Origin of the sequence: Pseudomonas sp. Pseusp3 (genome assembly GCF_047304225.1) — a bacterium.
GTDB lineage: Bacteria > Pseudomonadota > Gammaproteobacteria > Pseudomonadales > Pseudomonadaceae > Aquipseudomonas > Aquipseudomonas fluorescens_CD.
Map to the genome: position 1 here is coordinate 48,009 of NZ_JBGLYV010000022.1, position 23,376 is coordinate 71,384.

At 60.7% G+C, this 23,376-nt stretch carries 19 protein-coding genes; 6 read left to right on the top strand and 13 right to left on the bottom strand.

The features are described from left to right. Positions 1 to 3: 3 nt before the first annotated feature. The 7 genes from ACCD00_RS10160 to ACCD00_RS10190 form a co-directional block, all read right to left on the bottom strand. Entirely contained in the window at positions 4 to 2,121 is a 2,118-nt protein-coding gene (locus ACCD00_RS10160) for a putative bifunctional diguanylate cyclase/phosphodiesterase (protein ID WP_413424098.1), read from the bottom strand. A 287-nt stretch (positions 2,122 to 2,408) separates the two neighbouring features. Then, complete coding sequence (locus ACCD00_RS10165) at positions 2,409 to 3,890, bottom strand: efflux transporter outer membrane subunit (RefSeq protein WP_413424100.1); 1,482 nt, start codon at positions 3,888 to 3,890, stop codon at positions 2,409 to 2,411. Beyond that, positions 3,887 to 6,994 (bottom strand): efflux RND transporter permease subunit, encoded by a 3,108-nt coding sequence (locus ACCD00_RS10170; protein WP_413424102.1) that lies wholly within the window; start codon positions 6,992 to 6,994, stop codon positions 3,887 to 3,889. Before ACCD00_RS10170 ends, ACCD00_RS10165 begins: the two co-directional genes overlap by 4 nt. A gap of 148 nt (positions 6,995 to 7,142) precedes the next feature. Further along, a complete protein-coding gene (locus ACCD00_RS10175) occupies positions 7,143 to 10,238 on the bottom strand; it encodes an MdtB/MuxB family multidrug efflux RND transporter permease subunit (RefSeq protein WP_413424104.1) in 3,096 nt (1,031 codons plus the stop codon). Beyond that, complete coding sequence (locus tag ACCD00_RS10180; RefSeq protein ID WP_413424106.1) at positions 10,235 to 11,551, bottom strand: MdtA/MuxA family multidrug efflux RND transporter periplasmic adaptor subunit; 1,317 nt, start codon at positions 11,549 to 11,551, stop codon at positions 10,235 to 10,237. The genes ACCD00_RS10175 and ACCD00_RS10180 overlap by 4 nt, the downstream gene beginning before the upstream one ends. A gap of 177 nt (positions 11,552 to 11,728) precedes the next feature. Continuing rightward, entirely contained in the window at positions 11,729 to 12,229 is a 501-nt protein-coding gene (gene tpx, locus ACCD00_RS10185) for a thiol peroxidase (protein ID WP_413424108.1), read from the bottom strand. A gap of 163 nt (positions 12,230 to 12,392) precedes the next feature. Further along, positions 12,393 to 12,836, bottom strand: a complete 444-nt coding sequence (locus ACCD00_RS10190) for an SRPBCC family protein (RefSeq protein ID WP_413424110.1) — start codon at positions 12,834 to 12,836, stop codon at positions 12,393 to 12,395. A gap of 173 nt (positions 12,837 to 13,009) precedes the next feature. On the opposite strand from ACCD00_RS10190, the gene ACCD00_RS10195 reads away from it, so the two are divergent. After that, positions 13,010 to 13,435: a YciI family protein gene (locus ACCD00_RS10195; protein WP_413424112.1), complete on the top strand. Its 426-nt coding sequence runs from the start codon at positions 13,010 to 13,012 to the stop codon at positions 13,433 to 13,435. A 373-nt stretch (positions 13,436 to 13,808) separates the two neighbouring features. Then, the gene (locus tag ACCD00_RS10200) at positions 13,809 to 14,309 is read left to right on the top strand and encodes a hypothetical protein (protein WP_413424114.1); all 501 of its coding nucleotides are present in this window, start codon (positions 13,809 to 13,811) and stop codon (positions 14,307 to 14,309) included. A gap of 49 nt (positions 14,310 to 14,358) precedes the next feature. Here the strand turns inward: ACCD00_RS10200 and ACCD00_RS10205 are convergent, their stop codons facing one another. Together ACCD00_RS10205 and ACCD00_RS10210 are read right to left on the bottom strand one after the other, a co-directional pair. Continuing rightward, positions 14,359 to 14,841, bottom strand: coding sequence for a DUF934 domain-containing protein (locus tag ACCD00_RS10205; RefSeq protein WP_413424116.1), 483 nt, complete (start codon positions 14,839 to 14,841; stop codon positions 14,359 to 14,361). Continuing rightward, entirely contained in the window at positions 14,838 to 16,511 is a 1,674-nt protein-coding gene (locus tag ACCD00_RS10210; RefSeq protein WP_413424118.1) for a nitrite/sulfite reductase, read from the bottom strand. Before ACCD00_RS10210 ends, ACCD00_RS10205 begins: the two co-directional genes overlap by 4 nt. Before the next feature lie 341 nt (positions 16,512 to 16,852). On the opposite strand from ACCD00_RS10210, the gene ccoN reads away from it, so the two are divergent. Further along, a complete protein-coding gene (gene ccoN, locus ACCD00_RS10215) occupies positions 16,853 to 18,280 on the top strand; it encodes a cytochrome-c oxidase, cbb3-type subunit I (RefSeq protein ID WP_413424120.1) in 1,428 nt (475 codons plus the stop codon). After that, positions 18,280 to 18,501: a cbb3-type cytochrome c oxidase subunit 3 gene (locus tag ACCD00_RS10220; protein ID WP_413424122.1), complete on the top strand. Its 222-nt coding sequence runs from the start codon at positions 18,280 to 18,282 to the stop codon at positions 18,499 to 18,501. Before ccoN ends, ACCD00_RS10220 begins: the two co-directional genes overlap by 1 nt. Positions 18,502 to 18,522: 21 nt before the next feature. On the opposite strand, the gene ACCD00_RS10225 is transcribed toward ACCD00_RS10220, so the two are convergent. From ACCD00_RS10225 to ACCD00_RS10240, 4 genes are all read right to left on the bottom strand, one after another. Continuing rightward, positions 18,523 to 19,017, bottom strand: a complete 495-nt coding sequence (locus ACCD00_RS10225) for a hypothetical protein (protein WP_413424124.1) — start codon at positions 19,015 to 19,017, stop codon at positions 18,523 to 18,525. 120 nt (positions 19,018 to 19,137) lie between these two features. Beyond that, positions 19,138 to 19,659: a GNAT family N-acetyltransferase gene (locus tag ACCD00_RS10230; RefSeq protein WP_413424126.1), complete on the bottom strand. Its 522-nt coding sequence runs from the start codon at positions 19,657 to 19,659 to the stop codon at positions 19,138 to 19,140. Positions 19,660 to 19,743: 84 nt separating this feature from the next. Further along, positions 19,744 to 20,724: a LysR substrate-binding domain-containing protein gene (locus tag ACCD00_RS10235; protein WP_413424128.1), complete on the bottom strand. Its 981-nt coding sequence runs from the start codon at positions 20,722 to 20,724 to the stop codon at positions 19,744 to 19,746. A gap of 73 nt (positions 20,725 to 20,797) precedes the next feature. Beyond that, on the bottom strand, positions 20,798 to 21,238 hold the full coding sequence (locus ACCD00_RS10240) for a carboxymuconolactone decarboxylase family protein (RefSeq protein ID WP_008020051.1): 441 nt from the start codon (positions 21,236 to 21,238) through the stop codon (positions 20,798 to 20,800). Between the two features lie 203 nt (positions 21,239 to 21,441). Here ACCD00_RS10240 and ACCD00_RS10245 point away from each other — a divergent pair, with 203 nt between their 5' ends. Next, a complete protein-coding gene (locus ACCD00_RS10245; protein WP_413424130.1) occupies positions 21,442 to 22,875 on the top strand; it encodes a PLP-dependent aminotransferase family protein in 1,434 nt (477 codons plus the stop codon). Positions 22,876 to 22,998: 123 nt separating this feature from the next. Next, entirely contained in the window at positions 22,999 to 23,292 is a 294-nt protein-coding gene (locus ACCD00_RS10250; protein ID WP_413424132.1) for a putative quinol monooxygenase, read from the top strand. Positions 23,293 to 23,376 lie beyond the last annotated feature (84 nt).

The window sequence follows — 23,376 nt, forward strand, 5'->3', positions numbered from 1 at the left end:
CTGTCATGTCAACGACATCTGGCGCTCGGCACCGGCTTTCAACTGCTCGACCAATTGCTCCCCGCGATGGATTTCCACCATGAAACCTGCAGCCGGCAGCGGATGCCCCAGCAGGTAACCCTGCAACGAATCGCAACCGAGTTGCGTCAGGAAATCCTGCTGCACACCCGTCTCCACACCTTCAGCGACGATGCGCAGCCCCAGCGCCTGGCCAAGGGCCACGATGGCCGAAACGATGGCGGCGTCATCGCTGTCGCGCTCCAGGTCGCGGACAAAACCGCGGTCGATCTTCAGCTCGTTGGCCGGCAGGCGCTTGAGGTACATCAGGCTCGAATAGCCAGTGCCAAAATCGTCGATGGACAGGTCGACGCCCATTTCCGACAGCTCCTGAAGCACCGTCATGCTCGCATCGGCATCACTCATGGCGGTGGTTTCAGTGATTTCCAGGGTCAGGCTATTGGCCGGCAAATGATGAGTCGCCAGGGCCTTGGCGACACTCTGGACCAGCCCGGAATGACAGAACTGAATGGCCGATAGGTTCACCGCGATGCGCCAATCGGTGTAGCCCAGCACGTACCACTCGCGCATCTGCCGGCACGCTTCATTGAGCACCCACTCGCCGATCGGAATGATCAGCCCGGTCTTTTCCGCCAGCTCGATGAATTTGTCCGGCAACAGCATCCCGTGCGTCGGATGCTCCCAGCGCAGCAAGGCTTCGGCGCCCACCGGCCGGCCATTGGCAGCGTCGAACTTGGGCTGGTAATGCAGGCTGAACTCCTGATGTTCCACGGCGTTGCGCAAGTCCTGCAGCAATTGCAGCTGTTTGCGGGCATTGCTGTTCATCGAGACATCGAAAAAGCTGTAGCCGTTTTTGCCCGCCCCCTTGGCGTGATACATCGCCGCGTCGGCGTTCATCAGCAATTCGTCGGCGGACTGCCCGTTACCCGGGTAGAGCGCAATGCCGACGCTGGCTGAAATGTGCAAATCATGTTCGGCAACCCGGAACACACCCGCAATCAACCCAACCTGACGGGCCGCGAGGTTCAGGGCGTCGATCTGCTCGCTCAATTGCACCAGCAACACGAACTCGTCGCCGCCGATCCGCGCCAGGGTGTCCTGGCTGCGCAAGTCTTCGCGCAGGCGCTGGGCCACTTCGCGCAACAGCAGATCACCCATGTGGTGGCCAAAGGCATCGTTGACCGGTTTGAAGCCGTCCAGATCGATGAACATCAGGGCAAAGCAGCCACCCTCTTCCCGGACTCGCGACATCGCCTGATCGATTCGATCGGCGAGCAGCATCCGGTTCGGCAACCCGGTCAGGGTGTCGTGCAGGGCCAGTTGGGTCAGTTCCCGGTTGGCCTCCGTCAGCGACTGCGCCAGGCTCGCGGTGCGGGCTTCCAGGCGAGCATCGAGGATCGAGGTCAGCAAGGCAATGCTCAGCACCGCCAGCGTGGTGACCAGCACCAGGTTGTCCAGGCCATTGCCGGTCAGGCCATTGACTGCCGCCCCGCAAAAACTGCCATCGGCAAAGCGTGCGGCGGCCATCCCGGTGTAGTGCATGCCGACGATGGCGACACCCATGATCACGGCGGCCCCGCCACGGATCAGTCGGACATAAGGCGTGTGCTGGCGCAAATGGAATGCGATCCACAATGCCGCGCCCGATGCACCGACCGCGATCAGAAGCGAGGCGCCAAATAGCGTCGGATCGTAGTCGATGCCCGGTTGCATGCGCATGGCGGCCATGCCGGTGTAGTGCATCGCGCTGATGCCGGCGCCCATGACCAACGCGCCAAAGGCCAGTTGCCAGGCCGGCAATTGCGGTTGGCTGACCAGCCACAGCGCAAAACCACTGGAGAGTACTCCGATCAGCAGCGACAACAGGGTGATCGCGCCGTCGTACCCCAGGTCGATCGGCAACTTGAACGCGAGCATGCCGATAAAGTGCATCGACCAGATGCCGATGCCCATGGCAACGGCCCCGCCTGCGGTCCACAAATGCACGGCGCGGCCTTTGGCCGTGGCAATGCGTCCGGTCAGGTCGAGTGCGGTGTATGAGGCGAGAATCGCTACGCAGAGGGAAATGATGACCAGGGTGGGGGAATAGCTACCGATGAGCATGGGGACTTCTCGCGAATGCCCCCTTTAATGGTATTGATTCTCGCTGGGGGGCAAATGCGGCGATTGTACTGATTCCGATTGAGAACGCACTCACAAAATTAGCAAAAGGCCATCAGCCCGATGAAACGCTTGTTTTAAGGTTAAACATTAACTCTAATCGAGCGAAAAACCCTGTAGGAGCTGGCTTGCCAGCGAAGAGGTCATCAGGTCCAGCATTGTTGTCGCCTGACACACTGCCTTCGCTGGCAAGCCAGCTCCTACAGGGATTGCAGCGTTCAACGACGACGCTACTGGCTATCGCTCACCTGAAGCTGCCCGTCCCAACCACCCCCCAACGCGGCAATCAATTGCACGCTGGCAATCAGGCGGCTTTGCAACAGGTCCAGGTTGCTGCGCTCATTGCTCAGCGCCGCCGCCTGGGTCACCACCACATCGATGTATGCGATCAAACCGGCCTTGTACTGGTTCTGGGTCAGGCGCAGCGATTCACGGGCGGCGTCCAGTGCCTGTTGGCGCACCACGGCTTCGTCCTGAAGCACCTTGAGCTGCACCAGGAAGTTTTCCACTTCGCGGAATCCATCCAGCACGGTCTGGCGGTACTTGGCCACCGTTTCGTCATAGGCCGCCTCACTGCGGTCGACCTCTGCCGAGCGCTGTCCGCCGTCGAACAGGGTCATGGCCAACTGCGGCCCAACCGACCAGAAACGGTTCGGCAGGCTGATCCAGTTGGCATAGGTACTGCTGCTGTAACCTCCGTTCATGTTCAATGTCAGGTCAGGGTAATAGGCGGCCTTGGCCACACCGATGTTGGCATTGGCGGCCATCACCGAGCGCTCGGCGGAAGCGATGTCCGGGCGACGCTCCAGCAACTGCGAAGGCAGCGCTGGCGGTACTTGCGGCAACTGCGGAATGTCCTGGCTTTCCGCCAGGCTGAACTCCGCTGGCGGCAAGCCGATCAACACGGCGATGGCGTTCTCGAACTGGGCGCGTTGCCAGATCAGGTCGACCATATCCGCTTCGGTGCTCTTGAGCTGCGTCTGGGCCTGGGCCACCGCGTCCTTGCCGGATACGCCGGCACGGTACTGGTTCTCGGTCATCTTCAGCGATCGCTGATAAGCCTCGACCGTGTCCTGGAGCAGGCGCTTCTGGCCATCGATCACGCGCAATTGCAGGTAGTTCTGCACCAGTTCCGACTGCTGGCTCAGGCGCATCGCCGCCAGATCGGCAAAGCTGGCCTGGGCATTCGCGGTATCGGCTTCGAGGCCGCGGCGCAGCTTGCCCCATACATCGGCCTCCCAACTGACACCCACCTGCGCCGAGTAGGTGTTGCGAATACCGCTGGATGAACTGCTCAGACTGGAGCTGCTGCTGCCGGTGCCCTGGCTTGAACGGTTCTTGCTGACGTTCAGGTCGACCGTCGGGAAAAACGCCCCGCGAGCGCTGCGTACCAAGGCCTGGGCCTGCCGGTACTGCGCTTCGGACTGGGCGACGGTCTGGTTGGAACTGTTGAGTTTTTCGATCAGGTCATTGAGCTGCCGGTCGCCATACAACTCCCACCACGCGCCGCGCGCCAGGGCATCGCTCGGGTTGGCCTGGCGCCAGCCCTCTGCAGCCTTGTACTGCGCCGGCTCAGCGGTTTGCGGGCGCTGGTAATCCGGGCCGATGGCGCAGGCACTGAGCATCGCCACACACAGTGACAGGCTCAACAGACGCGAGCCCCGGGCCGTGATCAGCGGTGCAGCCAGGTTGAAAAGCGAACGTTCAGTCATAGCGGAGTTTCCAGAGCGGCATCGGTACGCACCCCACGCCATTTATTGAAGCGATGGCGCAGTTTGTCGAGATAGAGGTAAACCACCGGGGTGGTGTAAAGCGTCAGCACCTGGCTGAAGATCAGCCCGCCAATGATGGTCAGGCCCAGCGGCTGGCGCATTTCCGCCCCTTCGGCGCGGCTCAGCAACAACGGCAAGGCACCGAGGATCGCCGCCAGGGTGGTCATCAGGATAGGTCGCAAACGTTGCAGGCAGGCGTTGCGAATCGACTCCAGCGGCGCCATGCCCTGTTGACGCTCCAGTTGCAACGCCAGGTCAATCATCAAAATGGCGTTTTTCTTCACCACGCCGATCAACAGAAACAGCCCGAGCAAGGAAATCAGGCTGAACTCGCCGCCCAGCGCATAGATCGACAGCAACGCGCCGACCCCGGCCGACGGCAACGTGGACAGGATGGTCAGCGGATGAATGTAGCTTTCGTACAGCACACCCAGCACCAGATACACCGCCACCAGCGCCCCCAGAATCATCCACGGCTGACTTTTCTGAGTCGCTGCGAAAGCGTCGGCGGTGCCGGCCATTTTCGCGATCACGTCTTCCGGCAGGCCGACCTTGGCAATCGCCCGCTCGATGGCGGCACCGCCCTGCTCCACGGTCACGCCTTCGGCCATGTCGAAGGCAATGCTTTCCGAAGCAAACTGGCCTTCATGGCTGACCCGGTCGTTTTCCAGACTGTTCTCGTAATGCGCGATGGTCGACAGCGGGATCCGCGCGCCGTCAGCGGTGATCACCTGGACCTGCTTGAGGGTGATCGGGTCCTGGGCGTACTTCGGGTTGACCTCCATCACCACCTGATACTGGTTGAGGCTGTCGTAGATGGTCGAAATCTGCCGCTGGCTGTAGGCGTTGTTCAGCACCGCCGTGACCATCTCCATGTCGACACCGAGGCGCTTGGCCTGGTCACGGTCGACGATCAGGGTCACCTGCCGGGCGCCCCGGCCTTCCCGTGCATCGATCGCCGTCAGCTCCGGCAAGGCCCTGAGCGCGGTGACGACTTTCGGATACCACTCGCGCAACGCCCCGAGATCCCCGCTTTGCAGGATGTACGAGTATTGCGAGGTGGTCTGTTCACGACCGCCACCGAATTGCAGGTCCTGGTCCGCCATGAGCATCAGTTGTGCACCGGGGACCTTGGGCATTTCCTTGCGCAGGCGTTCGATGACTTTCTGCGCGGAAATGTTGCGTTCCTTGATCGGCTTCAGGCGCACCAGCATGAAGGCGTTGTTGGTGCCGTTGGTGCCGCCGATGAACCCGGCGACGCTTTCTACCGCCTCATCCTTCAACACGGCCCGGCGGAAAATCTCCATCTTCGGCTGCATCACACTGAACGACAGGCCGTCGTCGCCGCGCACGAAACCGATCAGTTGGCCGGTATCTTGTTGCGGTAAAAACGTTTTAGGAACAACAATATACAGCGCAATGTTCACACCAATTGTCACGAATAGACTGAGCAAGGTCAGACGCTTGTGGCGCAGCACCCAGTCGAGGCTGGTGGCGTATTTGCCGACCATCCAGTCGTTGCTTCGCTGGCTCCAGCGTTGCAGGCGGTTCTCTTGCCCGGGCGTATGTGGCTTGAGCCAGCGTGCGCAGAGCATCGGGGTCAGGGTCAGCGAGACCAGCAGCGAGACCACGATGGCCGCCGCCAGGGTGATGGAGAATTCGCGGAACAGGCTTTCAATGATCCCGCCCATGAACAGGATCGACAGGAACACCGCCACCAGCGATACGTTCATCGACAACAAGGTAAAACCGACTTCCTGGGCACCGAGGTACGCGGCCCTCATCGGTCGTACGCCTTTGTCGATGTGCCGGGAGATGTTCTCCAGCACCACGATGGCATCGTCCACCACCAGCCCGGTGGCCAGAATCAGCGCCATCAGCGACAGGTTGTTCAGCGAAAACCCGTAGAGGTACATCACCGCAAAGGTGCCGACCAGCGACACCGGCACAGCCAGGGTCGGGATCAACGAGGCGCGGAAGTTACCGAGGAACAGGAACACCACCAGAATCACCAGCGCCACGGCGATCAGCAGGGTCATTTCCGCTTCGTGCAGCGTGGCCTTGATGACGGGCGAGCGGTCCATGGCCAGGTTCAGCTTGACGCTGGCCGGCAGCACCGCCTGCAACGCCGGCAACTGAGCCTTGATCTCGTTGACCGTCTCGATGATGTTGGCGCCGGCCTGCCGGTTGATCACCAGCAGCACGGCCGCATCGTCGTTGAAGAAACCGCTGTTGTAGCGGTCCTCGACGCCATCGCTGACCTTCGCCACATCCTTCAGGCGCAGGGCCGCGCCGCCGTTGTAGTGGATGATCAGCGATTCGTAGTCCTTGGCTTTTTCCAACTGGTCGTTGGCCTGGACCTGCCACAGTCGTTGATCGTCTTCCACCGAGCCCTTGGGCCGGCGCACATTGGCATTGGCGATGGTGTTGCGCACATCGTCCAGGGCCACGCCGTACTGGTTCAGCGACTGCGGTTCGAGCTCGATACGTACTGCCGGCAGGGAACTGCCGCCGATCTGCACCTCGCCGACGCCCTGCACCTGGGACAGGCTCTGGGACAAAATCGTCGAGGCCAGGTCATAGAGCTGGCCCTTTTCCAGCACATCCGAGGTCAGCGACAGCACCATGATTGGCGCCTGGGACGGGTTGACCTTCTTGTAGGTGGGCATGCTGCGCATCCCGCTCGGCAGCAGGTTGCGCGAGGCGTTGATGGCCGCCTGCACTTCCCGCGCCGCGCCGTTGATGTCGCGGTCCAGGTCGAATTGCAGGATCACCCGGGTCGAACCCTGGCTGGAACGGCTGCTCATGGTGTTGACCCCGGCGATGACGCCGAAAGAGCGTTCCAGCGGCGTGGCCACCGTCGACGCCATCACCTCGGGGCTGGCCCCGGGCAGGCTGGCCTGGACCACGATCACCGGAAAGTCCATCTGTGGCAACGGCGACACGGGCAACAGGCCGAAACTCACGCCGCCCAGCAACATGATCGCCAGGCTCAGCAGCATGGTCGCGACCGGGCGCTTGATGAAAGGTCCGGAAAGATTCATCGATGATTGCCCCCGGCACCAACCCACGAGCCCTGCTGCCCCCCTGTGGGAGCGGGCTTGCTCGCGAAGAGAGCCTTGCATTCAACATCCCTGTCGACTGACCGGACGCCTTCGCGAGCAAGCCCGCTCCCACAGATCATGCATGCCGTCATACCGCCGTCTCCTGAGCGCCCGTCTTGCCAAAGCGCCGACCGAGACGGTCGAAGTACAGGTAGATCACAGGCGTGGTGAACAGCGTCAGAACCTGGCTGAGCAACAGGCCGCCGACCATCACCAGACCCAGCGGCTGGCGCAGTTCCGCGCCGGATCCGGTGGCCAGCATCAACGGCACGGCACCGAACAAGGCTGCCAGGGTGGTCATCAGGATCGGCCGGAAACGCAGCAAAGCCGCCTGGTAGATCGCCGTCTGCGGGTCCATGCCCTGATTGCGCTCGGCGTCGAGGGCGAAGTCGATCATCATGATCGCGTTCTTCTTCACGATGCCGATCAGCAGAATGATGCCGATGATCGCGATCATGCCCAGGTCATTGCCGCTCAGGATCAACGCCAGCAAGGCGCCCACCGCTGCCGAAGGCAAGGTCGACAGAATGGTGATCGGGTGGATGTAGCTCTCATAGAGCACCCCCAGCACGATGTACATGGTCACCACCGCCGCCAGAATCAGCAAAAGCGTGCTCGACAACGAGGCCTGGAACGCCTGCGCCGCGCCCTGGAACTGGGTCTGCACGCCAATCGGCATGCCGATGTCCCTCTGCACCTGCTCGATGATCTGCACCGCATGCCCCAGCGCCACGCCGGGTGCCAGGTTGAACGACATCATCACCGCCGGGAACTGGCCGATGTGGGTGATCGCCAGTTGCGCCTGGCGCTCCTCGATATGCGCCAGGCTGGACAACCGCACCTGACCGCCATCGGTGGTCTTGACGTGAATCTGGTTCAACGCATCCGGGCCGATCTTCTCGCCGGACTGCGATTGCAGCACCACGCGGTACTGGCTGGCCTGGGTGTAGATGGTGGATATCTGCCGTTGGCCGAAGGCGTCGTACAAGGCATCGGTGATATTCGACACCGACACCCCGACCCGCGACGCCGCATCGCGGTCGATCACCAGATAGACCTGCAAGCCCTTGTCCTGCAAATCGCTGGCAACGTCGGTCAGTTCGGGCCGGTCGGCCAAGGCTTCGACCAGACGCCCGCTCCACAGGCTCAGCAACTCCGAATCCGGCGACGACATGCTGAACTGGTACTGCGTGCGGCTGACCCGGTCTTCAATGGTCAGGTCCTGCACCGGCTGCATGAACAGGCGGATGCCCACCAGTTTGTCCAGCTCCGGTTGCAAGCGGGCAATCACTTGCGTTGCGCTCAGGTCGCGGTCGTGGTGCGACTTGAGGTTGATCAGCAACCGACCGCTGTTGAGGGTCGAATTGTCGCCATCCACGCCAATGTAGGAGGACAGGCTCTCGACGGCCGGGTCGGCCAGAATGACCTTGGCCAGTTCCTGCTGGCGCTCGCTCATGGCCGCGAAGGAAATCGATTGCGGGGCTTCGGAAATGCCCTGGATAACGCCGGTGTCCTGCACCGGGAAGAACCCCTTGGGCACCGCCAGGTACAGGAGTACCGTCAGCACCAAAGTGCCAACGGCCACCATCAAGGTCAGCGGCTGGTGCTTGAGCACCCACTGCAACTTGCGCCCGTAGGCGGCGATCATCCAGTCGATGAACGCACCGCTGGCACGGTAGAAACGGCCCTGCTCGGCTTCTTCAGGTTCACGCTTGAGCAACCGCGCGCACATCATCGGCGTCAGGGTCAGGGAAACCACCAGGGAAATCAGGATTGCCACCGCGAGTGTGATGGCGAACTCGCGGAACAACCGCCCGACCACATCCGCCATGAACAGCAGCGGGATCAGCACCGCAATCAATGACAACGTCAGGGAGATCAAGGTGAAACCGATCTGCTTGGCGCCCTTGAGCGCCGCGTTCAGCGGACTGTCGCCCTCCTCGATATAACGCGCAATGTTCTCCAGCATGACGATCGCATCGTCCACCACGAAACCGGTGGCGATGGTCAGGGCCATCAGGGTCAGGTTATTGACCGAGAACCCTGCCAGGTACATCACGCCGAACGTACCGATCAGCGACAGCGGCACGGCCACCGACGGAATGATCGTGGCGCTGGCGCGACGCAGGAACAGGAAGGTGACCATGACCACCAGGGCGATGGCGATCAGCAACTCGTGCTGCACGTCCTTGACCGAGGCGCGGATGGTCTGGGTACGGTCGGTCAGCACCACCACATCGAGGCCGGCCGGCAGGTTATCGGTGATGCTCGGCAGCAGGGCCTTGATCCGGTCCACCACCTCGATCACGTTGGCGCCGGGCTGACGCTGGATGTTCAGCAGTACCGCCTGGTTCTCGTTGGCCCACGCAGCGAGCCGCTCGTTCTCGGCGCCGTCGACGATTTCCGCGACGTCCTTGAGCCGCAACGGCGCGCCGTTGGCGTAGGCCAGAATCAGGTTGGCGTAGTCCTTGGGCGACGTCAGCTGATCGTTGGCATCGAGCATCGAGACCCGGGTCGGGCCGTCGAAGTTGCCTTTGGGCTGGTTGACGTTGGACGCGCCGATCAGCGTGCGCACATCCGACAGGTTCAAGCCGTTGGCCGCCAGGGCCTCGGGGTTGACCTTGATCCGCACGGCCTGGCGCTGGCCGCCGGCAATGCTGACCATGCCGACACCGCTGATCTGCGCGATTTTCTGCGCCATGCGCGTATCGACCAGATCGTTGAGTTTGGGCAGCAGCATGGTCCTGGAGGTGATGGCCAGCGTCAGCACCGGTGTATCGGCCGGGTTGACCTTGTTGTACACCGGCGGTGCCGGCAAGTCCTTGGGCAACAGGTTGGTGGCGGCGTTGATCGCGGCTTGCACCTGTTGCTCGGCGACGTCCATGTTGATGTCGAGGCTGAAACGCAGGGTCAGCACCGAGGCACCGCCCGAACTGGTCGAGGCCATTTGCGTCAGGCCGGGCATCTGCCCGAACTGCCGTTCAAGCGGCGCGGTTACCGCGCTGGTCATGACATCCGGACTGGCGCCGGGATACAGGGTCATGACACGAATGGTCGGGTAATCGACCTGAGGCAGCGCCGAAACCGGCAGCAGCCGATAAGCGATCACACCGGCCAGAATAATGGCCAGCATGCTCAGCGTGGTGGCTACCGGGCGAAGGATGAACAGCCGCGAGAGATTCATGCGCCGCCCTTTTTCGCCTTGTCAGTGGTCGCGGGCTCAGCCGCGTCGGCCGCCGACTTGCCTTGCAGGTTTTCGGTCGGTGTGGCCGGCACATCCTGACTGTCGTTGACCACCTCCACGTCACTGCCGTCCTTCAGGCGGTCGGTACCTTCCAGAACAACCCGGTCACCCGCCGACAGGCCTTCGGTGACCACAGTGTTCAGGCCATCGCTGGCGCCGACTTTCAACTGACGGATCTTGACCTTCTTGTCACCGTCCAGGGCATAGACGAACGTGCCGTTGGTGCCGAACTGGATCGCGGCGGAAGGCGCGAGCACTACGCCTTTTAGGGTGTCGGCCAACAGGCGCACGTTGACGAACTGGTTGGGGAATAGCGACTGATCGCGGTTCTCGTAGCGGGCCTTGAATTTCAGGGTGCCGGTGGTGACGTCGATCTGGTTATCCAGGCTCTGCAGCACGCCAGTGGCCTGTAATTTGGTATCACCGCGATCCCAGGCTTCAGCTGGCAATTTGGCGCCGCTGCGATAACGGGCAAGCACGGTGTCGAGGCTGTTTTCCGGGAGGGTGAAGGCCACGCTGATCGGCTGGGTCTGGGTGATGATCGCCAATGCGGTGGTGTCGTTGGCGGCTACCAGGTTGCCGACGTCCAGTTGACGCAGGCCGACGCGACCGGTGATCGGTGCGCGGATCCTGGTGAATTCGAGGTTGAGCCTGGCGTCGTTGACCGCTGCCTGATTGGTCTTGACCGTGCCCTGGAACTGACCGACCAGTGCTTCGGCGGTGTCCAGGGTCTGTTTGGCAATACTGTCTTCGCGGTACAGGCCGCGATAGCGCTCGACGTCGACCTGGGCGTTTTTCAACTGCGCCTGATTCTGCAGCAAGGTGCCTTCGGCCTGAAGCAAGGCGTTCTGGTAAGGACGCGGGTCGATTTCCGCCAACAGATCGCCAGCCTTGACCATCTGCCCTTCTTCGAAATAGATCTTGACCAACTCACCGCCGACGCGGCTGCGGACATTGATGGTGTTGAGCGCCGTGACCGTGCCCAGCGCCTTGAAATACAGCGGGAAGTCACCGGTGACTGCCGGAGCCACTCGCACCGGCACCGGCCCGGACGCCCCGCCGAAACCCGGACGCATCCCCCCCGATCGACCGGTATGCCCGGCGACGGCTTTCTGCCCCGCTGCCTCCTTGGGTGCAGCGCTGCCGGGCCAGAATTTCCAGCACAAGGCGGCGATGACCAACAGGACAAGCAGGCCGAACAGCCAGCGACGGGGACTACGGGAAGCGGAGGATTGCATTGAGTGACCAACCATTGGGCGCGTGGGCTTTTTTACATGAGACTGAACGATAAGCACTGGCGGGTTTTAAGCAAAGCGCCTTTACCGGCAATTTACCTTTGGCTTACGTAGCAGGAGATATATCCAAGACACTGAAACACAAATGAAAACGGCCTGGACAGGGCCAGGCCGTTAAACATTGTAAAGCCAGGCTTACTTCAGAACGGCAAGTGCCGCTTCGTAGTTCGGCTCGTCAGCGATTTCGCCAACCAGTTCGCTGTGCAGCACGTTGTCGTTTTCGTCCAGCACTACCACGGCACGAGCGGTCAGGCCTTTGAGCGGGCCGTCAGCGATAGCCACGCCGTAGTTCTGGATGAACTCGGCACCGCGCAGGGTCGACAGGTTCTGTACGTTTTCCAGGCCTTCGGCACCGCAGAAGCGCGCCTGGGCGAACGGCAGGTCAGCGGAGATGCACAGTACAACGGTATTGGCGACGTCATTGGCCTGGGCGTTGAACTGGCGTACAGACTTGGCGCAGGTCGGGGTGTCAACGCTTGGGAAGATGTTCAGCACTTTGCGCTTGCCGGCAAAGTCTTTCAGGGTGACGTCGGACAGATTGCCGGCAACCAGGGAAAAGGCTGGCGCCTTGGAACCGGCTTGTGGCAGTTGGCCGTTGACTTGAACCGGAGTGCCTTTGAGAGTGACTTGAGCCATGAACGGAGTCCTTCTGAACGTTGTTGTAGAGAGTTTTGACGAGGCCGAAGTTAACCACGAAATTGTCCGACGACCTATGGTCAAACATAAATTGTCATGTATCGGCACACAAAATTGGATACATGTGCCCTCCCACACACCACAAGACACTGTGGCAGAGGCGTTATCTGAGTAGCCGCAACATATTGCAATGGCGCGCCTCGAAAATCCGGCGCATATAGCCATTGACCAGCAACCACTCCACTGGCGCGCCGCCAATCGCCGAATACGTCACCCGATCGGTGTATAGCGTACCGCCCTCTCCCGCCGCGACCCGATGTTCATGACGAAAGGCGCGCATCGGCCCGTTGAGCATTTCGTCGATGAAATGCCACTCACCGACCTCACGGATCACCACCGTCCAGTTCGACGGAATAACGTTGAACATCCAGTGCCTGAAACGAAACTGTCGACCGGCTTCGATGCGCAGGTTGTTCAGGTCGATTTCGCCCAGCGGCGTGATGCGTTCGGGGAAGATTTTCGGGAAATTCACGCCTTCGAGGCAGAAGTCGAGGACTTGCTCAGGTGAGCGGTTGGGGATGAGAGTCGTGAGTTCCAGGACAGGCATGGGCGGTGGCAATCCATTGGCCGGGGACCCGCAGGCTACCATCTCACCAAAGCCCCATGCATCCCCTTGGGCTATCAGAAAACTTGTTGCGATTTTCTTTTAGAGAATTGTCGATTCAGACGCTGATCATTCGACTATCAAGTAACTCACTTACCCCCCAATGGAGAAAAGCCATGCGATTCATGATCATCATCAAAGCCAGCCAGGATTCCGAAGCCGGAATAATGCCCAGCCAGGAACTGCTGACCGCCATGGGCAATTACAACGAGGAGCTGGCCAAGGCCGGCATCCTCCTCGCCGGTGAAGGCCTGCACCCCAGCAGCAAAGGCGCCCGCGTGCGCTTCTCCGGCGACAAGCGCACGGTGATTGACGGCCCGTTCATCGAAACCAGGGAGCTGATCGCCGGCTTCTGGCTATGGCAGGTGAAATCGAAAGAAGAAGCCATCGAATGGGTCAAGCGCTGCCCCAACCCGATGCCGGGTACCGAAGCCGAGATCGAGATTCGCCAGGTGTTTGAAATGGAAGATTTTGGTGCCGAGCTCACCCCGGAGCTACGTGAACAGGAAGAACGAGCGTTCGGCCTGGGGAAGAAATGCTGATTGGCGAATCCCCGCCGGGGATTGAGACTTCACCCTGAATCCTGCAAAACCCGCCGTTCATGCTTGCGCAGATGGCGGGTTTTTTATTACAGCAGCAATCCCCTCCCGGTCTGCCTGACCTGCCACCAGGGCAAGGCCGGCGATAAGGTCACCGAGCAGTTCAAGCTGTGGAACACGTGACGAGGCGTGCGCAGAACTGGAACGGCTGTTGAAAGAACAACCGGCCAACCGCAATGTTTAGATTTTTAGTGATATCACAACGCCATCAGTGATAAGGTTCGCGTCGCTTGAAAAACCTCCCCCCATTACATTTCGAGGCGACATGAAGCACGCCTCGGCCAATGACGGCAAAGACCGGTCTCAAGGATCTACCATGGAAGCTCTTCGCAAGCTGTTCACCATTACAGCCCTGACCACAGCACTCCTGACTTCGGGCTGTGCAAGCATCGTCGGTGACAGCAAATACCCGGTGAACGTATCGAGTACGCCTAGCGGCGCCAACTTCACCATTACCAACAAAGCCGGTGTCGTCGTACATAACGGCTCCACGCCCAACACCGTGACACTGCCTTCCGGTCGTGGCTACTTCAAGGGTGAGGCCTACACCATCACCTTCAAGAAAGAGGGTTATGCCGATACCAGTACCACTCTGGATACCAGCATGAGCGGCTGGTACTGGGGCAACCTCCTGATTGGCGGGTTGATCGGCATGCTGGTAGTCGATCCAATGACCGGCGCAATGTACAAACTTCCCGAAAATGCCGCGGGTAACCTCGGCAGTCCGTTGGCCGGCGAAGCTCCAAAAAACCTGACACTGCTGGAAATCGATCAGCTGTCGCCTACCCAGCGCGCGACGCTGGTTCGCATCAACTGACAGCACCCGGCGCATTCCGCCGTTCGGGATGCGCCCTTTTCCGGATGATCTAGCCGCGCCGCCGAAACAACGGCCGCGGCTCAATCACCGAACGCCCGTACAGCACGCTCATCCCCGCCAGTCCCTTCAATGCATCTTCTGCGGATTTGTCTTCACGCACGGCAAAGCTGTCGAAACCGCATTGGCGCATGTGGCTGAGTTGATCGCGCAAGACATCGCCGATGGCGCGCAACTCACCGGTCCAGCCCAGTCGTGTGCGCAGCAGATACGCCTGGCTGTAACCGCGCCCGTCGCGAAAGCTCGGAAAATCCAGGGCAATCAGTGGCAATTGATCAAACCAGGGCTTGAGGATTTCCACCTCGTCGTCCGGCCCCAGCCACACCGCATTTCGCTGTGGACTTTCCAGCCAGCGGGCCAGCGGCAGGATCGCCTTGCCCACTGGCGATGGCGGTGCCAGATCCCGAACCAGCATCCACGGGTCATCCGCATCGATGCGCGCCTCACCTTTTTCCAGCCGCAACAGATTGTTCACGCCAAAACCTCCACCGCTTGCGGATAAACCGCCTCCTTGAACGGCTCCAGGCCGATACGCTGCAACGTGTCGACCAATACTTCCTCGCTCTCGCGATAGCGCACGAAGGTGTCGACAATGCGCTCGATCACCTCGGGCACTTGCGCGGCGCTGAAGGACGGGCCAATAACCTTGCCCAGCGCACTATGCTTGCCCTGGGCGCCACCAAGGGTGATCTGGTACCACTCGCTGCCGTTTTTATCGACGCCCAGGATGCCGATGTTGCCGATGTGGTGATGACCGCAGGCATTCATGCAGCCGGAAATGTTGAGGCTGATGTCACCCAGGTCATGCAGGTAGTCGAGGTCTTCGAAACGGGCCTGAATGGCCTGGGCGATGGGGATCGACTTGGCATTGGCCAGCGCACAGAAATCGCCACCGGGGCAGGCGATGATGTCGGTCAGCAAACCGATGTTGGCGCTGCCCAGATTGTGTTCACAGGCCAGGCGCCATAACGCGAACAGCTCGGCCTTGGGCACGTCCGGCAGGACGATGTTCTGCTCATGGGCAATGCGGATTTCGCCGAAACCAAAGCGCTCGGACCATTCGGCAACCGCCTCCATCTGCGTGTCCGTCACATCGCCCGGTGGCGCAGCGACGCCGGGCTTGGTCGACAGCACGACGCTGGCATAACCCGGTACTTTGTGCGGCTGCACGTTACGCAGCACCCAGCGGGCGAACGCCGGGTTCTCGGCCAGATGCGTGCCGAAGTCCAGATGGATGCTCGCCAGCTCGCGATACTCCGGGGCGACGAATGCACTGGCCACCCGCTCGTATTCGGCGTCGGTCAGTTGCGCCGGGCCGTCCTTGAGATACTGCCACTCCTCCTCCACCTCCCGGGCGAACGCTTCGATGCCCAGGGCCTTGACCAGAATCTTGATCCGCGCCTTGTACTTGTTGTCACGTCGACCATGGCGGTTGTAGACGCGCAGCACCGCTTCGACGTAGGACAACAAATGTTGCCATGGCAAACCTTCGCGGATCTGCAGGCCGAGGATCGGCGTGCGCCCCAGACCGCCGCCGACGATCACCCGCAGGAGCATTTGCCCGTTGTCGCCGGGATAAAGATACAGGCCGATGTCATGCATCATGATCGCCGCACGGTCCTGTTCGGCCGAGCAGATGGCGATCTTGAACTTGCGGGGCAGGAACAGGAACTCCGGGTTGATGGTCGACCACTGCCGCAGGATCTCCGCCAAGGGGCGCGGGTCGATCATCTCGTCGGCGGCGACCCCGGCAAAGGCTTCGGTGGTGATGTTGCGTACGCAGTTGCCAGAAGTCTGGATCGCGTGCATTTCCACCTGGGCCAGGCGCTCAAGGATGTCTGGCACCTGGGCCAGTTCGATCCAGTTGAACTGCATGTTCTGGCGGGTGGTGAAGTGCCCGTAGCCGCGATCGTAATCCCGGGCGATGCTCGCCAGCGTGCGCATCTGCCGGACACTCAGCGTGCCGTAGGGAATGGCCACCCGCAGCATATAGGCGTGTTTCTGCATATACAGACCGTTTTGCAAGCGCAACGGCAGGAATTCTTCCTCGCTCAGCTCACCGGCCATGAAACGCTCGACCTGATCGCGAAACTGCGCAACCCGCTCGGACACCAGCGCCCGGTCATAGTCGTCGTACTGATACATCTGGCTACCTCATCAGGATTAGGCACAGAACCCTGTAGGAGCGAGCTCTGCTCGCGATGAGCCTGAGGGCGCCACGGGGTGTCAGGCTTCGCGCGTTATCGTTCACGACCATCGCGAGCGAGCTCGCTCCTACAGGGGGGTTCGTTTTGAGGTAGTGACTATGGACCGGTGCCAATCCGCATTACAGATTCAGCTGACTGTGAAAAAACCATATCAGGGTAAAACCAGCAGGACTATGGCCACTTTTTATCTGATCTGTATAAATCAATTTTTCCTGAGCCTGTTTTGTTTACGCCACGGTTTTTACAGTGCACGGCATTGCAACCGTGGAAGCATTGAGCATGAGCACAACTACTATCAGTCAGGCCTATAACTACAAGGTCGTGCGCCAGTTCGTCGTGGCGACTGTCTTCTGGGGCGTCGTGGGGATGGCGATGGGTGTATGGATCGCCTCGCAACTGGTGTGGCCGCAGATGAATCTTGACCTGCCGTGGACCACCTTCGGCCGGTTACGCCCGTTGCACACCAGCCTGGTGATTTTCGGTTTTGCCGGCAGCGCGCAATTTGCCGCCAGTTACTACGCGGTACAGCGCACCTGTCAGGTGCGGCTGTTCTCCGACAAGCTCGCCGCGTTCACCTTCTGGGGTTGGCAATCGGTGATAGTGGTGATGCTGATCAGCCTGCCGCTGGGCTACACCACCACCAAGGAATACGCCGAAATCGAATTCACCGGCGCGGTGTGGATGACCGTGGTCTGGGTTGCATACGCCGTGGTGTTCTTCACTACCGTGGTGCAACGCAAGACTAAACACATCTACGTCGGCAACTGGTTCTTCGGTGCATTCATCGTGGTCATCGCCATGCTGCACGTGGTCAATCACCTGGCGATCCCGGTGGACTGGTTCAAGTCCTATCCGGTGTATTCCGGGGCCACCGACGCCATGGTCCAGTGGTGGTACGGCCACAATGCGGTGGGTTTTTTCCTGACCACCGGTTTCCTGGGGATGATGTACTACTTCGTGCCCAAGCAGGTCGGGCGGCCGGTGTACTCCTATCGCTTGTCCATCGTGCATTTCTGGGCACTGATCACCCTGTACATCTGGGCCGGCCCGCACCACTTGCACTACACCGCACTGCCGGACTGGGCGCAGTCGCTGGGCATGGCCATGTCGCTGATCCTGCTGGCGCCGAGCTGGGGCGGGATGATCAACGGCATGATGACGCTCTCGGGCGCCTGGCATAAGCTGCGCACCGACCCGATCCTGCGCTTTCTCGTGCTATCCCTGGCGTTCTACGGCATGTCGACCTTCGAAGGGCCGATGATGGCCATCAAGACGGTCAACGCCCTCTCCCACTACACCGACTGGACCATCGGCCACGTACACGCCGGCGCCCTCGGCTGGGTGGCGATGATCACCTTCGGCGCGACCTACCACATGGTGCCAAAAGTCTTCGGACGCACGCAGATGCACAGCACGCCGCTGATCAACCTGCACTTTTGGCTGGCGACCATCGGCACGGTGCTGTACATCGCCTCGATGTGGGTCAACGGCATCACCCAAGGCCTGATGTGGCGGGCGATCAACGACGATGGCACGCTGACTTACTCCTTCGTCGAAGCCCTCCAGGCCAGCCATCCTGGCTTCCTGGTGCGCTTCATCGGCGGTCTGTTCTTCCTCGGCGGCATGTTGCTGATGGCGTACAACGTGTGGCGCACGGTGTGGGTGTCGGACCTGAAAATGGCACAGCGCGAGGCGCAGATAGCCTGATGATCGAGCTTGCGCTGAATGTACTGGGAGTGGTGAGTCTATGGCTGGCGGTCGAATACTGCTTGAAGCACCAGACCGCCGAGAGTCTTGAAGAGGCGAGCCTGATTCCGTTTGCCGATGACCCGCAGGTGGCACGGCGGGTGGAGTTGGCGACAGGGAAGACAGTGAAAGCGGTTGCCCCGCCGGAGCTGAAATCAGGCTGGGGCAACCTCGATATCTGATGCACTACCCATCAATGCTGGTTATCCGCGCTCCCGAGGAATCAGGCTCTGCAACTGCTGCGCCAAAAAATCCCCATCGAAGACAAAGATGTCCGGATCCTTCAAACCGTTGGTCTTGCGCCATTGCCAGGCGTTGGACGGTGGCAGGCACACCAGCGAAACACTGCCGTAGCGCGCAGCCGTAAAGCCCATCACGGCCACCGAGATCTGTCCGCCGGCCCCCATCACATCCGGCACGAACTCCACCGGCTTGCCAACAATCACAATGGACAGCTTCTCGGTCTTGAATGTCGATGTCTCGACAGGAATGCTCGGGCCCGAGGCGACATAGGCTTCGCGGATCACCTCCAGCAGGTTGGGGGCCTGCACCGGCTCCAGCCACTGCTGGATCTGATCGAACAGGTCACCAATGCGCGTCGCCCATTCGGCCGACTGCGACTCGAACACTTGCTTCTTGTGCGCTTCGCTTTCTGCATAGTGGCGAAGCATTTCGCCCAGTTGCTGTACGTCATCCATTGCGGTGTTCCTTTGATTGCAGCGGTGCTACGGACATTGAGCATGGCAGATGTGTGATGCAGGTGTGCGACTAACAGCCGGGAGGTACGTCGGCGGTGGCGTTCGCCCTGGGCGAATGACTCAACCGGCCTTGGGCGGGCGACGCAGGCGCGCCATGCTCAAGGTGTCCACCAATACGCCGTCGCGAACGGCGTAATCACGGAACAGGCCCTCGGTTTCGAAGCCGAACTTGCGATACAGCGCTATGGCCGCTTCGTTGTCGGCATACACCGAAAGCTCGATGCGCTGCAGGTTCATCCAGTTGTCGGCGATATCCAGCGCCGTCGCGAGCAGCTTCGAGCCCACGCCCTTGCCCTGCCACGCCACCGCAACGCCCATGCCAAAACTGCCGGCATGGCTGCGACGAATGCGTGAGAACTGCTCCAGGCCGATGTTGCCGATGACCGTGCCTTGATGCAGGGCCACCAGTTTCACCAGGCGCTCGTTATCCAGCGCCAGGCGACTGCGCCAGAGTTCGGTGGACTGAAACGGCATTTGCAGGGTCTGCCGGGCGATCTGCGGGTCGTTGTACAGCGCCGTGATGCCTTCGATGTGGGACTCGTTGTAGCGCTCGAGGGTGATGACGGGTTCAGTGGCTGGCATGGGTGGATCATCCTTGAAGCAGACATGGCCGTTCACTCTATAACGCTACCTTCGGGTGTGGCGAGAACCAATGTGGGATCGTGCTCAGCTTTCGAACCACTCCCGGCGCTCGCTGAAGGTGTTTTCAATCAACTCGACGAGCATCCGTACCTGCGCGTCGTGCTCGGAATGGACGTTGACCGCCATCCACACCTGGCGCTGCATCGACTGGTCAAACAGGCCCGGCAAGGCAATCAGCCCGCGGTCGAAGTGGCTCATGTAGTGCGGCAGCAGCCCGATGCAGGCACTGCAACGGACCATCTCCAGCATCAATTCGTAGGATTGCAACTGCACCGCTCCGGCCAGGCGCTGATCGACCAGCGCATTCCACGGCCGGAAGCTTTCAACCTGGCAGTCCTGCCGCCATTGCACCAGGAGAAAATCGGCCAGGTCATCCAGGCAATCCGGCCTGGAAGCGACCCGCGAGTAGCGCTTGGCAATGTGCGGCAGGTAATCCAGTCGCGCCAGCAGTCGTGGTTCAGTGGTGGCAAAGCTCGGCCCCGGTAATGGCGATCCGGTCTCGCCCAGCCACACCACCACGTCGGCGCTGACCGCTTGCAATGACAATTCACTGTCGAGCGTGATGATGTCCAGCCGCACGCTGGCATTGCGCCGCAGCATTGCCACCAGGTCACGTCCGAGAATGTCATGCAGGATCGAATCCGCCACGGCCAGCCGAATCAACGGCTGTTCGATCACCGGCAAATTGCGCTCATGGGCCAGGGCGATCAATTGTGCGTGCAGGCGCAAGCCATCGCGACTGAGGCTCAAACCATTGTCTGAATGATTGAACAGCGAGCACTGGAGCTGCGTCTCCAGCTGCACCAGTTGCCTGCGCAGGCGGGTGGCCTTGAAGTTGAGACTGCGGGCGGCCTGCATGAAGCAACCGCAACGGACGCTGACGATGAAACACTGCGCCAGTTCAGGGTCGATAGCCGCTGCCAACTGACGCCAGGACGGTTTTTTATCGATGGCTACGCGATACTCGACAGCCCCCTGGTGGGCGCTGATTTCCATGAATGACATCGAAGACTCCCTGTCGATCTGACACTGACAGCTCTATCCTGCGGATCGTTCATGAACCTGCTGTGACAAGGACTCAGGCGCTGGGTGTCTGGCGAAAGCTCACCGCCAGGCGATTCCAGCTGTTGATGGTGGTGACGGCGATGGTCAAGTCGACCATTTCGCTTTCATTGAACTGCTCCCGGGCCTGGGCGTAGACATCGTCCGGCACATGGCTTTCGGAGAGCAAGGTGACCGCCTCGGTCCAGGCCAGCGCGGCTCTTTCCCGCGGATTGAAAAAATTGCTGTCGCGCCAGACCACAATGGAATAAAGACGCCGGTCGCTCTCGCCCAGGCGCCTTGCATCCACCGAGTGCATGTCGGTGCAGAACGCACAGCCGTTGAGCTGCGAAGCACGAATCTTGATCAGGTGCAGCAGCGCCGGTTCGATGCTCAAACTGCTGGTCAGGGCCTCCATGGCGATCATGGCTTTCATCGCTTTGGGGGAAGCGCTGTAGTAATCCAGACGGGGGGTCATGGAGCGGCCTCATGGATCGGACAGGTTTGTCCAAGGTAGGGGTTGGCACAGCAACGTTACAGATCCAATTCGGCGAAAAATCCGTGGACCAGCGAAAAGCACGCCAATTGGCGGTTTTTGCGCCACGCAACTTCTGCGTGGCGGCTCATGCGCGTAATCTGGCGCACAGTCTTTGCCTCGTTCACCCAAGGAGCCTTGCCGGTATGGAACTACATGTTGTCATCAACGGCCGCAAGGATCTGGCGGGCCAGTTGTATAACCAACTGCGCAGCGCCATTGAATCCGGTCGTCTGGCAGCAGGGACGCAACTTCCACCGAGCCGCTTGCTGGCCGAACAGCTGGGCATTTCGCGCAAGACCATTTCCGATACCTACGCCCAGCTCACCTACGAAAACTTCCTCACCGGGGTGATTGGCAAAGGCACCTACGTCAACGCGCGGGTGTCGAAAGTCGAGCGCAAGCAGAACCCTTCGGAGCTGGCCGGTTACGAGGTGATCGAATCCTGGCGCAATCTGCCGGTGTTTCTGCGTCACCCGACACTGGAAGGCTCGCTGCGCTACGACTTTATCGGCGGCGCCACCAGCAAGGGCCAGTTTCCCCAGGACGACTGGCGGCGTTGCACTTCCCACGCCTTGCGCCAGATCGCCGCGTCCAAGGGCTTCTACAGCCTGCCGGAGGGTTTGCCGGCCCTGCGCAATGCCATCGCCCGGCATATCGCGTTCTCTCGCGGGGTCAACTGCCAGGACGAAGACGTGGTGGTGTGCAACGGCGCGCAGCAGGCCCTGGACCTGATTTCCCGGGTGCTGACTCGCCCGGGCAGCATCGTCGCCATGGAAGATCCCGGTTATCCGCCGGCACGCCTGCTGTTCGGTACCCACGGCGCTACGGTGATCGGAGTGCCAGTGGACGCCGAGGGCATCCAGGTGGACAGGATCCCCCTTGGGACACGGCTGATTTACGTCACCCCTTCCCACCAGTTCCCGCTGGGCATGCCGATGAGCCAGGAGCGCCGTGTTGCGCTGCTGGCCAGGGCCCATGAACTGGGCGCGATCATCATCGAGGACGACTACGACAGCGAATTCCGCTACGAAGGGCGTCCGACGGACTCGCTGCAAAGCATGGATGAGCGCGGGATTGTCGCCTACGTCGGGACCTTCTCGAAAACCCTGTTGCCGGAACTGCGGCTGGGCTACGCGATCCTGCCGCCGGCCATTCTCGATGCGGTGGTGCGCGCCAAGCAGCTCACTGACCTGCACACCTCCACCCTGCCCCAATGGGCGCTGGCCAAGTTCATCGCCGAAGGCTGCCTGCTCAAGCACATCCGGCGCTGCCACACGATTTACGCCGGGCGACGCGAACGAATCCTGGCACGCATGGCCGGTGATCTATCGCCGTGGCTTGAAGCGGTACCGACCATGGCCGGCTTTCACATGGTGGTGATGTGCAGAGTGCCAATGGATATTCCATTGGTGATCGAACTGGCGAAAAAAGTCGAAGTCGGGCTCTATGCCATCGACAGCTTTTTCTATCAGCAAGCCCCGCAGGCCGGCTTTTTCCTTGGTTTCGGCGCCATTGAAACCCTGGACATCGACATCGCCCTGGATCGTTTGCGGGATATTTTGCAACAAGTTGCCTGACAGATTGGACTGCGGCTTTATCCGGCGATTGGCTATTGGTGGTCCCGGGGGGCAGGCCTATCCTGCATAGGCGTTATCCCTCAATGAGCAGGATACGTCCGGCCTGATTCAGGAGTGTGAGCAATGTTCAACAAAGCGATCAATACCGTAGAGGTGCAGGCCGTCGCCGGCCGCTCGGACGAACTGGGCAAGCAATTGCAAAAGATCGTCGAAAACCTGCGCGAACTACCAGGGTGCGAATCCTATATGGTCGACCGCTGCCCCGAGGACAGCAATCGCTGGACAGTCAGCGCCCACTGGCAGTCGGAAGAGGCCATGCGATCGCATTTCAACAGTCCCCAGGCTCAAGGCTTCATCGATTTGATCGATTGCCAATTGGCCAACGCCGTCGACTTCAACAGCTTTCCGATCCGCTAAGCCCCCCTGTAGGAGCGAGCTCGCTCGCGATGGTCGTCAACGATAACGCGTGCTTGCTGATGAAACGCGGCGTTTCTGAATACA